The following is a 12640-nucleotide window of genomic DNA, read 5'->3' as shown; positions in this document are numbered from 1 at the left end:
GAGCTTCCGTGCAGATTGCCAATGGCCTGGGCCCGCCGGCCCGCGTTCGCGTGTGGGACGGTCCGCAGCGCACCTGCCATGTCCTCATCGTGCTGTCGCTCGCCGGCGCCGTGGGGACCGCGGCCGACGACGCGTGGGCGCCTGAGCACTTGGCCTTCGAGCTCATCGCGGCGCTGCTGGTCGGCTTCCGGATGGCCTGGGCGTCGTGGGGTTGCCCGTACGCAAGGTGGCAGCACCTCTTGCACCGTCCGCGGGCCATCGCGCGCTCGCTGTTCACGCTGGCTTCCCGCCGCGGCGAACTGTTCCCGACCGATCCGCTGCGCGGCACGCTGCACCTGCTGCTGCTCATGGCGACGCTCGCCATCGGCGCGACCGGACTGGCCGCCGAGCTCGAGGCCGTGTACGACTGGGTCCATCACGCGCACGGCGCAAGCTATGGGTTGCTGTGGGTCGCACTCGGCCTGCACCTCGTCGTGGTGGCGGCCGCGAGCATCGTCTACCGCGACAACCTGCTGCTCGCGATGTGGAGCGGGACGTACGTCGCACCGGCCCACGAAGCCATTCGTGATCCACGGCGGGGTGTCTCGCTGGCGCTGGCGCTGGGAGCGATCGGTGGTTGGGCGGTCCTGGCTCATTCAGGCGTGCTCTGAGCGCGCCCGGGGGCTGACGGCCTCGCTGGCATCCTTCCTACGGCCGAGCCGTTCGCGTTCGCGCACCATCGCGCCACCATGCGCCTGCGCACCCGCAACCACATCGAACTGTCCTGCGAAGAAGCCTGCCCGCTCGTCGCGATGCTTCGTCCGCGCAGCGGCGCACAGCAGTGGGTGATCGCCGAGCGCTACGACGTGCAGCCCTGGGTGCCGGCGACGGAATACATCGACTGCTACGGCAACCTGTGCCAGCGGTTCACGCTGCCGCAGGGCAAGAGCGCGATCACCGTGGAGCACGAGGTCGAGGTCGCCGACCAGCTCGACGTCGACCGCCGCGCCGACCGCATCCCGCCGGGGATGCTGCCCGACGAGGTGCTGCTGTACCTGCTGCAAAGCCGCTACTGCCCGAGCGACAAGATGGCCGAGCGCGCGGAGAAGATCGTCGAGGGCTGCCCGCCCGGCTACGCGCAGGCCGAGCGCATCGCCAGCTGGATCCGCGACAACATCGACTACAAGTACGGCGTGAGCGAGGAGAGCACCTGCGCGCTCGACACGCTGGAGGACGGCGCGGGCGTGTGCCGCGACTTCGCGCACGTGGGCGTGGCGCTGTGCCGCAGCCTGCAGATGCCCGCGCGCGTCGTGGTGGGCTACCTGCACCGCCTCGAACCGATGGACATGCATGCCTGGTACGAGGTGTTCCTGGGCGGCCGCTGGTTCGCGTTCGACGCCACGCAGGACAAGCCGCGCGGCGGGCGCGTCGTGGTCGCGCACGGCCGGGACGCGGCCGACGTCGCCTTCCTGTCGAACTACGGGCCGCTCGACCTGACGAAGATGGACGTCAGCGTATCGCTGGCCTGACGTCCTGCAGGTCGCGCAGCACCTGCAGCATCGCGTCCGGAATCTCGCGCGCCAGGTAGCCGACCGGCGCGCGCTGCGCCGCGAGACGTTCTCCCGCCTGCGCATGCAGCACCACGCCCCAGGCGCAGGCCTGCACGAGGCCGGCGCCGCGCGCGCACAGGCCGGCGATCGCGCCCGCGAGCGTGTCGCCAGAGCCCGAAGTCGCGAGTCCCGCGTTGCCGCCTTCGTGCAGCCACGCTCGGCCATCGGGGTCGGCGATGACCGTGCGCGCGCCCTTGACCGCGATCACCGCGTTCCAGCGCTGCGCGGCTTCCCTCGCTGCGCGCTCCGGGTCGGCGAGCACCTCGTCCTTGTCGCAACCCGTGAGGTGCGCGACCTCGCCGGCGTGCGGCGTGAGCAGCACCGGCTCCTCGAAGCGCCCCAGGTGCGGGGCGGCATCCATCGCGAGCGCGTCCAGCACGACGCCGCGCCCTTTCAGCAGCGGCGCCAGCGCCGCGACGAAGCGGCAGGTGGCCTTGGCATCCATCAGCCCGGGACCGACCAGCACGCAGCGCGCCGCCTGCACCGCGCGTTCGATGCCGGCGATGCCGCGCTCGTCGAAGCCTCCGTCGGCGGTTTCCGGCAGCGCGATCACGCGTGCCTCGGGCATCGCGAAAGCCATGTGCTGCGCCACCGAAGCAGCGGTGGCGATCGCGAGCTTGCCGGCGCCGGCGCGCAGCGCCGCGGTGGCCGCGAGCACCGCTGCGCCGGGGACTTCGCGGCTGCCCGCGATCACCAGCACGCGGCCGCGCGCTTCCTTGTCGGCCGTGTCGTCCACCGCGGGCAACGGCCACGACCGCAACGCATCGAGGTCCAGGCGCGAAGGCTGCACGCGCGCGTCCATGTCAGGGCTTCGGGGCGGCGAGCGCGTCGGGCTCGTGCGTGACCGGCGTGCCTTGCTCGCGCAGTGGCGCGGTGAAGTTCACGAGCTCCGGCGCCATCCGCCCGAGTTGCGGGTCGAGCACGTACGAGGTCACGCCGCAGTTGGGCACGTCGGCCTCGCGGTCGAACGCGAGGATCTGGTCCTCCTCGAGTTCCTCCATCAGGTAGCGCATGCAGTTGACGATGACCTGGTGGGCCACGATGAGCACGCGCTCGCCCTCGTGCTCGCGGCACACCATCTCCAGCACGCTGCGCAACCGCAGGATCACGTCGCACCAGCTTTCGCCGCCGGGCGGGCGGAAGTAGAACTTGCCGACGTGCACGCGCTGCTGCGCGAGCTCGGGGTACTTCATGCGGATGCCGTGCACGGTCAGGCGGTCGAGGATGCCGAACTCCTTCTCGCGCAGGCGCTCGTCACGGCGCACGCGCACCTTGCGCGCGTCCAGGCCGGCGGCGTCCATCAGCAGGTGCGCCGTCTCCCGCGCGCGCACGTAAGGGGACGTGATCACGACCTGCGGACGGCGGTTCGCCGGCAGGTCGCGGAACCAGTGCCCGAGCGCGCTCGATTGCTCGCGACCGAGGGCGGACAGCGGCACGTCGATGTCGCGCTCGGCGATGTCGATGACGTGCAGGCCGTCCGCTTCCGCGCGGTCGCGCGCCACGTTGCCGGCGCTCTGCCCGTGGCGGACGATCCACAGCGTGCGGGGCCAGGGTTGCGACATCCGGCGGCCAGTCCTCAGGGCTCGAAGCCCAGCTTGCGCATCGCGGCGGTGGGCGAGATCGCGCTGGCGGCGTAACCGGCCCAGGGCTCGTTGCCTTCGTCGAGCCGCTCGTGCACGGTCGCGACGGTCCACTCGGCGCCGCTCTTCAGGCGCGGCAACTCGTCCCAGCGCACCGGCACCGAAATGCCCAGCCCCGGCCGCGCGCGCGCCGACCAGGCCGACACCGTCGTCGCACCGAAGCCGTTGCGCAGGTAGTCGATGAAGATGCGGCCGACACGGTTCTTCGGCCCGCTCTTGGCGACGAAGCGTTGCGGGATCGCCCGCGCGAGGTGGTTGACGATCGCCTGCGAGAAGTCCTTGACCGGGTCCCAGCCGAACTGCGGCTTCAGCGGCACCACCACGTGCAGGCCCTTGCCGCCGCTGGTCTTGAGCCAGTTGGGCAGGCCCAGTTCGTCGAGGAAGGCGTGCACCAGCTGCGCCGCTTCCTGCATCTGCGCCCACGTGACGCCGTCGCCCGGGTCGAGGTCGAACGTCATGCGATCGGGCCTGTCGCTGGTCTTGCTCTTCGAATTCCAGGTGTGGAACTCGATGACGTTCATCTGCGCGGCCGACAGCAGGCCTTCGGCGCCAGCGATCTCCAGCATCGCCGGGTGGCCCGGGAAGATCTTCGGGTCCAGCTGCACGACACCGGCCATCTTGTAGCGGTCCAGGTGCTTCTGGAAGAACAGCTGGCCGGTGATGCCGTCGGGGGCGCGCACCATCGCGATCGGGCGCCCGCCGACGTGCTCCATCATCAGCGGCGCGACCAGCGCGTAGTAGCGCACCAGGCCGATCTTGGTGATGCCGCTGTCCGGGTCGATGAGGCGGTCCGGGTTGCTGATCTTCAGCGACGCGGGCAGGGTGACGCTCGCCGCCGGAGCCGCTGCCTTCGGCGCGCTGCGCTTGCCCTTGGCGGGCGCGGCTGCCTTTGGCGACGGCTTCTGCGCCTCTTCACGCGTGATCGCCTTCGCCGGCTTGTCGGTGCGCAACCCGTGGAAGACGGAGTGCCGCACGCGGCCTTCGCGAGTCCACTCGCCGAAGGTCACCTCGGCCAGCAGCTTGGGCTGCACCCAATGCACGCCGCGCGGCAGGCCGGCGGTCGATGCGAACGGCGCCTTGTCGGCGGCCAGCGCGTCCAGCTTCTCGCGCAGCTCGCGCAAGGTGCGATCGTCAAAGCCCGTGCCCACGTTGCCCGCGTACTGCAGATTGCCGTCGGCGTCGTGCACGCCCAGCAGCAGCGACCCGATGCCCGCCCGCGACCCCTTGGGATCGGTGAAACCCGCGATCACGAACTCCTGCCGCTGCTGGCACTTGAGCTTGAGCCAGTCGCTGGAGCGCCGCGTGACGTACGCGGAGTCGCGCCGCTTCGCGATCACGCCCTCCAGGCCCAACTTGCAGGCGGAGTCCAGCACCTGGTCCGGCGGTGCGTCGAAGACTTCGGAGAAGCGCACGTTGGGCTGCGGGTTGCGCGCCACGATCCGCTGCAGCACCGCACGCCGCTCCTCGAGCCGCGCCTGCCGCAGGTCGTAGCCGGCGCAGTAGGGCAGGTCGAACAGGTAGTAGACGATGTCCTTGGTCCGGGCCGTGTCGAAGGCGCCCTGCAAGGCCTGGAAGTCGCTGGGCGACTCGCGGCCGGGCAGGATGATCTCGCCGTCGTACCAGCCGTCAGGCAGGTTCATCGCTTCCAGCGCCTCGCGCAAGGCGGACAGCTTGGACGTCCAGTCGTTGCCGTTGCGCGTGACCAGCCGCACGCGGCCGCCTTCCGCGCGGGCAAGCATCCGGTAGCCATCGAACTTGATCTCGTACAGCCAGCCGGCGGTGTCGCGCGGCGGCTCGCTGGCCAGCGTGGCGAGTTGCGGTTGCAGCGCTGCCGGCAAAGCGGCTTTCACCGAGCCGTCGGGTGGGCCCGACGCGGCCGGCGCCGCTTCGGGCGCTGCGGGCGCTGCCACCGCCCCCGGCCGGTCTTCCAGCGCCTGCACGCTCTCGGGACGTTCATCGACCACGCTGTAGTCGCTCGCGGGCCGCACGAACTCGTCGCGCTCCTTGATCAGCAGCCAGGGATCCTCGCGCTTGCCGTCGCCGCGGCCCTTCATGCGCACCAGCGTCCACTTGCCCTGCATCTTGTGGCCGCGCATCTCGAACTTGAGCTTGCCGTCGCGGAAGCCCTTGTGCGGATCCTCCAGCGGGATCCACGTGCCCTTGTCCCAGATGATCACCTTGCCCGCGCCGTAGTTGCCGGCGGGGATCTGGCCCTCGAACTTGTTGTACGCGATGGGATGGTCCTCGGTGGGCATCGCCATGCGCTTGTCCGCGGGGTCGTAGCTGGGGCCCTTGGGCACGGCCCAGCTCTTCATCGTGCCTTCCAGCTCGAGCCGGAAGTCGTAATGCAGCCGGGTGGCCCAGTGCTTCTGGATCACGAACGCGCGTTCGTCCTCGTTCGCGACGCCGCCACCTGCCGGTTCCGGCGTGGCGTTGAACTTGCGCTTGGCCCGGTAGGTCTTGAGCGCGTCGTCGGTGGGCGGTCGGTCGTCGTCGGCCATGCGTCCTGTCGGGCGGGGTCGCCCCCGCCGCGGTTTCACTCCGTGGAGTCGCGCAGCATCCTGATCTGGTCGTGGTTGCGCTGCACGGCCTGCGCCTGCCGCTCCACGACCTGCCGCACGTTCGCGGGCAGGGTCTTCTGCAGCGCCTTGGCATAGCGGGCCTTGGCGTTGTCCTCGCCGCGCTCGCATTCCTGCAGCACCGCGCGGTCGTCGTCGCTCGTGAGGGCGGAACGCACCGACACCCAGCCGCGGTGCATCGCGCCCATCGCGCTGCCGCTGTCCTTGGGCGAGCCGCCACACTGGCGGATCTGCTCGTTCAGTTCCTCGGCACCGCGGCGGCACTCGTCCGCGCGCTGCAGGAACAGCGACTTCAGGTCCTGGCGCCTGGCCTGCTGCGCGCTCTCGCGGAAGCCGTACTCGCCGTCCTTGCAGCACTCGACCAGGTCCTGCAGCACGTCGACGACGTCGCCGCGGTCACCGTCGTTGTTGCCCGCCGTCTGCGCGGCGCCGACCAGGCCCGCGGCGCCGGTGGAGCCCGACTGCATCATGCCCATGCCCTGGTGGCCGCCGGCCGGCATCATCGTGCTGCCGGTGCCGCCGGCCGTCATCGTCGACGTGCCGCCGCCCATGCGCATGCCGCCCTGCTCCATGTCCATGTCGCCCTGGCGGCGTGTCATCGAACCGGTCGTCGCCTCGGCCTGGGCGCGATAGCGGTCGCGCAGTTGCCGCACCTGATCGTGGTTGCGCTGGACGCCCTGGGCTTGGCGCTCGACCATCTGGCGAACGGTGGGCGGGAGGTCCTTCTGCAGCGCCTTCGCGTAGCGCGCCTTCGCGTTGTCCTCACCACGCTCGCATTCCTCGAGCACCGCCTTGTCGTCGTAGGTGCTCATGGCGGACTTCACCGAAACCCAGCCGCGGTGCATCGCGCCCAACGCGCTGCCACTGTCTTCCGCCTTGCCGCCCAGCTGCCGGATCTGCTGGTTCAATTCGTCGGCGCCGCGGCGGCAATCCTCGGCGCGCTGCTGGAACACGGACTTCAGCTCAGGGCTGTTGGCGCGGTCCGCGCTCTCGCGGAACCCGTACTCGCCGTCCTTGCAGCACTCGACCAGGTCCTGCAGCGCATCGATCACGTCCTTGCGCTGGCCCTCGTCGTTGCCGGCGGATTGCATGCCACCGGCCATGCCGCCGATGCCGGTGTCGGTGCCGCTGCTGCCCACGCCGGTGCCGGCCAGGTCGTTCGCGCGCACCACGGCCGTGTCGCTCGCCATCGCGCCGGTACCCGGGTCGCCCACGCGGCCCGCGCGGTCCCACGCTGCGCGGCTCGCCGGCCGTGCCTGGTCCCAGGTCAGGCCCGAGCTGGCACGCGCGTTGTCCCATTCGCTCGCCAGGCGCGGCTCGGCCGCGTCCCAGTCGGTGCCGTGCTGCATGCGGCCACGCACGCCGTGCATGTACGCGGGGCCGTAGTCGTCGAACGAGCGGCCCTGTTCGTAATACGGCTCGCGCGTGTAGTTCTCGCGCCAGTGCGCTTCCTCCGCCGTCGGGTTGGCCGCCTCGGCGGCCGCGCGGCCTGCCAGCCCGCCGACCACCGCGCCGATGACGCCACCGACCAGCGAGCCCACGGGGCCGCCGATCGTGCCGGCCGCCGCGCCCGCGACGGCGCCACCCGCGGCGCCCACGCCGGTGCCGACCGGATGCGCGCCCGGCTCGCCCGTGATCGGGTCCGCGTTGAGGTTCCTGTCTTCCCGTTCGTCCGCAGCCATGGTGATGCTCCTGTCTGGTGTCGTCGCAGCCCTGGGGCTGCAACGCAGGTCATCTTCGGAGTGCCACTGCGCTGGGTCGTCAGCGAAGCGTTGCAGTGGGTGTAGGAAAACGGCGGCGCGCCTCGCATGCCGCGCAGCGCGACCCGCACAGCCCGTCGCTGGCCCGTCCTACACCGGTGCCGACGCGTTGCGGCGACGCTCTGGCGCAAGCACTTCCAGGCACCTCATGCGACTGTCCTGCTCGTCCCGATTCGCCGCCCTGCTGCTGGGGTTGGCGGCCCTGTGCGCGCCGTTGGCGTCGCACGCGACCGCCGAGGACCTGCGCGCGCGGTATGCGCAACTGGGCGAGCAGCTGCGGCCCGATGCCAACGGGCACACGCTGCACGTCGATTCGAGCGAGGAGAAGGACCGCCTCACCGGCGACGTCTACGCCGTGCTCGACCATCCGTTCGCCACGGTGGCTGCGTCGCTGAAGGAGCCGGCGCACTGGTGCGACATCCTGATCCTGCCCTTCAACACCAAGTACTGCCACGCGGTGGGCGGCGGCTCGGGGCCGGTTCTGCTGCTGCGCATCGGGCGCAAGGCGGAGCACCCGATCGAGCAGACCTTCCGGCTGCGGCTGGACTGGCGCAACGTCGCGGCGACGGGCGACCATTTCGAAACCCGCCTGCTCGCGGCCGACGGCCCGGTGGGCACGCGCGACTACCGCATCACGCTGGCCGCGATCCCCATCGACGGCAACCGCACCTTCATGCGGCTGACCTACTCGTACGCCTTCGGCTTCACCAGCCGCATCGCGATGCAGGCCTACCTGGGCACCGCGGGCGCGGACAAGGTCGGCTTCACGGTGGTCGGCCGCGACGGGGCAGGGCGGCCACAGTACATCGGCGGCGTGCGCGGCGCCATCGAGCGCACCGCGATGCGCTATTACCTCGCGATCGACGCCTTCCTCGAGTCACTCGCCGCCGCGCCGGGGCAGCAGGCGGAGCGCCGCATCCAGGCCTGGTTCACGTCGACCGAGAAGTACGCGCGCCAGCTGCACGAGATGGACCGGCAGCAGTACGTCGCGATGAAGCGGCAGGAAGTCGTGCGGCAGCAAGCCATCATCGAGTAGCCCGAACGAAAACGCCGCGCGGTGCGCGGCGTCATGGATTCCGGCTTTCGCCGGAATGACAACTGACTTATTTGAGGCCGGCCGCTGCACGCAGCGCTTGTGCCTTGTCCGTCTTCTCCCAGCTGAACTCCGGCTCCTCGCGGCCGAAGTGGCCGTAGGCGGCGGTCTTCTCGTAGATCGGGCGCAGCAGGTCGAGCATCTGGATGATGCCCTTCGGGCGCAGGTCGAAGTGCTCGTTGACCAGCGCGGCGATCTTCTCGTCGGGGATCACGCCGGTGCCTTCGGTATAGACGGTCACGTTCATCGGCTTGGCGACGCCGATGGCATACGCCACCTGGATCTGGCACTGCTTGGCCAGGCCGGCCCTGACGATGTTCTTGGCGACGTAGCGCGCCGCATAGGCGGCCGAGCGGTCGACCTTGGACGGGTCCTTGCCGGAGAACGCGCCGCCGCCGTGCGGGCAGGCGCCGCCGTAGGTGTCGACGATGATCTTGCGGCCGGTGAGGCCGCAGTCACCCTGCGGGCCGCCGATGACGAAGCGCCCGGTCGGGTTGATCAGGTACTTGGTGTCCTTCAGCCATTCCTTCGGGAGCACCGGCTTGATGATCTCCTCGATGATCGCCTCGACGAACGCCGGCTTCATCTTGTGGCCGTCGCTCATCTCGGGCGAGTGCTGCGACGACAGCACCACCGTGTCGATGCTGTGCGGCTTGCCGTCGACGTAGCGCATCGTGACCTGCGACTTGGCGTCGGGCCGCAGGAACGGCAGGCTGCCGTCCTTGCGCTTCTGCGCCTGGCGCTCCACGAGGCGGTGCGCGTAGTAGATCGGCGCCGGCATCAGCTCGGGGGTCTCGTCGCAGGCGTAGCCGAACATCAGGCCCTGGTCGCCGGCGCCGGTGTTCAGGTGGTCGTCGGACGCATGGTCCACGCCCTGCGCGATGTCGTTGGACTGCTTGTCGTAGCAGACCATGACCGCGCAGCCCTTGTAGTCGATGCCGAACTCGGTGTTGTCGTAGCCGATGCGCTTGATGGTGTCGCGCGCGACCTGGATGTAGTCGACGTGGGCGTTGGTGGTGATCTCGCCAGCCAGGACCACGAGGCCGGTGTTGGTCAGCGTCTCCGCGGCCACGCGGCTGCGCGGGTCCTGCCTGAAGATCGCGTCCAGGATGGCATCGGAGATCTGGTCCGCCACCTTGTCGGGATGGCCTTCCGAGACCGATTCGGACGTGAAGAGGAAGTCGCTCGCCATTTGAATAAACTCCAGCGGTGTCGGTAGCAAGGCGCGTTGCCTTGGCCGGAGCTTCGGGCGAACGCTTTAGCAGCTTTGTTTAACGTCGCCCTGCAAGTAGTTCATAACTCGGCGACAGACCATATTTTAGGGCAAGCCTGTTGACTCCCCTGCTGCGCGTGCTGGCTTTGTTCCCCTTGGCGTTGCTGCACGGCGTCGGCTGGGTGCTCGGCTGGATCGCCTTCCTCGCGTCGCCCACCTACCGCTCGCGCTTCGTCGCCAACGCCGCCCGCGCGGGCTACCGCTTCGCGCAGGTGCGCGCGGCCGTGGGCGCGGCGGGCCGGCTGGTGGGCGAAGTACCTCGGCTGTGGTTCGGTCGCGCGGTGCACATCGAGTGGTCGCGCGCCGACCTGATCGACGAGGCACGCGCCAGCGGCCGCGGCATCGTGTTCCTCACCCCGCACCTCGGCTGTTTCGAGGCCACGGCGCAGGGCTATGCACAGCGCTACGGCCCGATCACGGTGCTGTACCGGCCCGCACGCAAGGCCTGGTTGCGCCCGCTGGTGGACAGTGCACGGGCGCGGGCGAACCTGTTCACCGCGCCCACCACGCTGGCGGGCGTCAAGCAGATGCTCAAGGCGCTGCAGGCGGGCCAGGCCGTCGGCCTGCTGCCCGACCAGGTGCCGCCCAACGGCCTCGGCGTGTGGGCGCCGTTCTTCGGCCACCCGGCCTACACCATGACGCTGTCGACGCGCCTGGCGCGCCAGGCCGGCGCGGTCGTCCTGCTCGCCTGGGGCGAGCGCCTGTCCTGGGGGCGCGGCTTTCGCATCCACCTGCGGCCGTGGGCCGGCGACATCGCGTCCCAGCCTGAAACCGCCGCCGCGCAGGTGAATGGCGCGATGGAAGCGCTGATCCGCGAATGCCCGGCGCAGTACCTGTGGGGCTATGCGCGCTACAAGACCCCGCGGGAGGTCGCGTGATCAGCCGCCTGGGCGTCCTGCTGATGCGGGCGATGGCGCCGCTGCCACTGTCCTGGGTGCGCGGCCTGGGCTGGGCGCTGGGCTGGCTGCTGTACTTCGTCATCCGCGGCCGCCGCCATGTCGTGCGCGTGAACCTGGACCTGTGCTACCCGCAGTGGCCGGAAGCGAAGCGGCGCGCGCTGGTGCCCAAGGTGTTCATCGCGTTCGCGCAGGCCTGGCTGGATCGCAGCTGGATCTGGCACGGCACGCCGCAGCAGGTCCGCGACCGCGTGCGCCTCACCGGCGCGCTGCAGGAACTGCAGGGCAACGAGCCCACCGTCATCTTCTGGCCGCACTTCGTCGGCATGGACGCGGGCTGGACCGCGCTGACACTGGACAACCCGCGGCCGTTCATGACGATCTACACGCACCAGAAGAACAAGGTGGTGGACGAGTGGATCCTCGCGGGACGCCAGCGTTTCGGCAACGTGCGGCTGTACCGCCGGGTCGACGGCGTCAAGACGGTCGTGAGCGCGCTGCGCGGCGGCACGCCGCTGTGCCTGCTGCCGGACATGAACTTCGGCGCGGAGGAATCGATCTTCGTGCCGTTCTACGGCGTGCCGGCGGCCACCGTGCCGTCGCTGTCCCGGTTCGCGCGCCTGGGCCGCGCGAAGGTGGTGCCGCTGCTGACCCGCATCACGCCGCACGGCTACGACGTGCAGGTGCTGCCGGCGTGGCCGGACTTCCCCAGCGACGACCTCGAAGCAGACACCGCGCTGATGAACGCGCGGCTGCAGGACTACATCGACGGCATGCCCGAGCAGTACTACTGGGTGCACAAGCGCTTCAAGTCGCGCCCGCCGGGTGCCGACCCGGTCTACTGACGCGCGAGGAATGCGCCGATGCGCCCGGCCACGAGCTGGGGCCGCTCGTGCACGATCCAGTGCGAGGCGTCCGGCACGCGTTCGATCGCGAGGTCGTGCACGTACTCGTCCAGGCCGTCGAGCAGGCTCGGGCGCAGTGCGACGTCCTGCATGCCCCACACGACCAGCGTCGGCACCGTGACGGTGAGCATCTCGCGCGGCAACGTGATGGCACTCGCGCCCGGGTCCTCGCCGCGGGCCGGCCGCAGCGGCGACGCACGGTAGTAGTTGCAGCCGCCCACCAGGCCCGCGCCGGGCGGCCCGCCCGCGGGGCCGTTCCACACCTCGCGGTACTGCTGCTTGACGGTGGGCGTGAGCCAGCTGGAGGCGCCCCACTCGCCGAAGAAACCGAACAGGCGCTGGTAGTCGTTCTCGGCCAGGATGCGCTCGGCGTCGGGCCGCACCAGGAAGTTCATGTACGCGCTGGCTTCCTGCTGCTGCGGGTCCGACTGCAGGTCGCGCAGGAAGGTGCCGGGGTGGGGCGAATTGACGATCACCAGCCGGGGCACGAGTTGCGGCGCCTGCACGGCCAGGTTCCACGCGACGGCGCCGCCCCAGTCATGCGCGACCAGGCAGGCGAGCTGGCCGCCTTCGGCTTCGATGAGGGCGGTGATGTCCTGCACCAGGAACTTGGGCCGGTACGCGGCGACGTCCGCCGGCGCGCTGGAGCGCTCGAAGCCGCGCAGGTTCGGCGCCACGCAGCGGTAGCCGCCATGCTCGGGACGCGCGAAGTGCTCCAGCAGCTCGTCCCAGATGAAGGCCGCTTCCGGAAAGCCGTGGAGGAAGACCAGAAGCGGCCGGCCCCGCTCGCCAGCGCCGCGGCAGCTGAGGGTGATGCCATGCGGCAGCGCCTGCAGCCAGGTCTCGACGGTCATTGGGAAACCTCCGCTCTGCGACCTGCGGTGCCATGAGCCTTCGGAGCGGCC

General features: G+C 70.5%; 11 protein-coding genes and 1 pseudogene. 5 read left to right on the top strand and 7 right to left on the bottom strand.

All coding sequences use genetic code 11. The features are described 5' to 3' along the window. The first annotated feature begins 8 nt into the window (after nucleotides 1–8). Complete coding sequence (locus I8E28_RS18960; protein ID WP_200789780.1) at nucleotides 9–650, top strand: cytochrome b/b6 domain-containing protein; 642 nt, start codon at nucleotides 9–11, stop codon at nucleotides 648–650. Nucleotides 651–728: 78 nt separating this feature from the next. Then, complete coding sequence (locus I8E28_RS18955; RefSeq protein WP_200789778.1) at nucleotides 729–1508, top strand: transglutaminase-like domain-containing protein; 780 nt, start codon at nucleotides 729–731, stop codon at nucleotides 1506–1508. On the opposite strand, the gene I8E28_RS18950 is transcribed toward I8E28_RS18955, so the two are convergent. The 5 genes and pseudogenes from I8E28_RS18950 to I8E28_RS21015 all read right to left on the bottom strand — a co-directional run. Then, complete coding sequence (locus tag I8E28_RS18950; RefSeq protein WP_200789776.1) at nucleotides 1489–2391, bottom strand: NAD(P)H-hydrate dehydratase; 903 nt, start codon at nucleotides 2389–2391, stop codon at nucleotides 1489–1491. The two genes, I8E28_RS18955 and I8E28_RS18950, sit on opposite strands and share 20 nt — an antisense overlap. A gap of 1 nt (nucleotide 2392) precedes the next feature. Then, complete coding sequence (locus I8E28_RS18945; protein WP_200789774.1) at nucleotides 2393–3151, bottom strand: histidine phosphatase family protein; 759 nt, start codon at nucleotides 3149–3151, stop codon at nucleotides 2393–2395. Nucleotides 3152–3165: 14 nt separating this feature from the next. Continuing rightward, nucleotides 3166–5730: a DNA ligase D gene (gene ligD / locus I8E28_RS18940; RefSeq protein ID WP_200789772.1), complete on the bottom strand. Its 2565-nt coding sequence runs from the start codon at nucleotides 5728–5730 to the stop codon at nucleotides 3166–3168. A gap of 35 nt (nucleotides 5731–5765) precedes the next feature. Beyond that, the gene (locus I8E28_RS21020) at nucleotides 5766–6275 is read right to left on the bottom strand and encodes a ferritin-like domain-containing protein (RefSeq protein ID WP_239027486.1); all 510 of its coding nucleotides are present in this window, start codon (nucleotides 6273–6275) and stop codon (nucleotides 5766–5768) included. A 156-nt stretch (nucleotides 6276–6431) separates the two neighbouring features. Continuing rightward, nucleotides 6432–7490, bottom strand: a pseudogene (locus tag I8E28_RS21015) (ferritin-like domain-containing protein); the annotation flags it as partial. A gap of 226 nt (nucleotides 7491–7716) precedes the next feature. On the opposite strand from I8E28_RS21015, the gene I8E28_RS18930 reads away from it, so the two are divergent. Continuing rightward, nucleotides 7717–8604 carry a hypothetical protein gene (locus I8E28_RS18930; RefSeq protein ID WP_200789770.1) on the top strand — a complete coding sequence of 296 codons (888 nt, stop codon included), beginning with the start codon at nucleotides 7717–7719 and terminating at the stop codon, nucleotides 8602–8604. Between the two features lie 67 nt (nucleotides 8605–8671). Here I8E28_RS18930 and metK read toward each other — a convergent pair whose 3' ends face one another. Further along, nucleotides 8672–9853, bottom strand: coding sequence for a methionine adenosyltransferase (gene metK / locus I8E28_RS18925; protein ID WP_200789768.1), 1182 nt, complete (start codon nucleotides 9851–9853; stop codon nucleotides 8672–8674). Between the two features lie 140 nt (nucleotides 9854–9993). Here metK and I8E28_RS18920 point away from each other — a divergent pair, with 140 nt between their 5' ends. Beyond that, nucleotides 9994–10812, top strand: coding sequence for a lysophospholipid acyltransferase family protein (locus I8E28_RS18920; RefSeq protein WP_200789766.1), 819 nt, complete (start codon nucleotides 9994–9996; stop codon nucleotides 10810–10812). Further along, on the top strand, nucleotides 10809–11675 hold the full coding sequence (locus I8E28_RS18915) for an LpxL/LpxP family acyltransferase (protein ID WP_338050804.1): 867 nt from the start codon (nucleotides 10809–10811) through the stop codon (nucleotides 11673–11675). Before I8E28_RS18920 ends, I8E28_RS18915 begins: the two co-directional genes overlap by 4 nt. Here I8E28_RS18915 and I8E28_RS18910 read toward each other — a convergent pair. Next, nucleotides 11669–12589 carry an alpha/beta fold hydrolase gene (locus I8E28_RS18910; protein WP_200789763.1) on the bottom strand — a complete coding sequence of 307 codons (921 nt, stop codon included), beginning with the start codon at nucleotides 12587–12589 and terminating at the stop codon, nucleotides 11669–11671. The genes I8E28_RS18915 and I8E28_RS18910 overlap by 7 nt on opposite strands. Between the last annotated feature and the right edge of the window lie 51 nt (nucleotides 12590–12640).

Origin of the sequence: Ramlibacter algicola, assembly GCF_016641735.1 — a bacterium.
Lineage (GTDB): Bacteria > Pseudomonadota > Gammaproteobacteria > Burkholderiales > Burkholderiaceae_C > Ramlibacter > Ramlibacter algicola.
The sequence above is the reverse complement of the archived record's forward strand: the minus strand, read 5'-3'. Positions and strand labels throughout refer to the sequence as shown.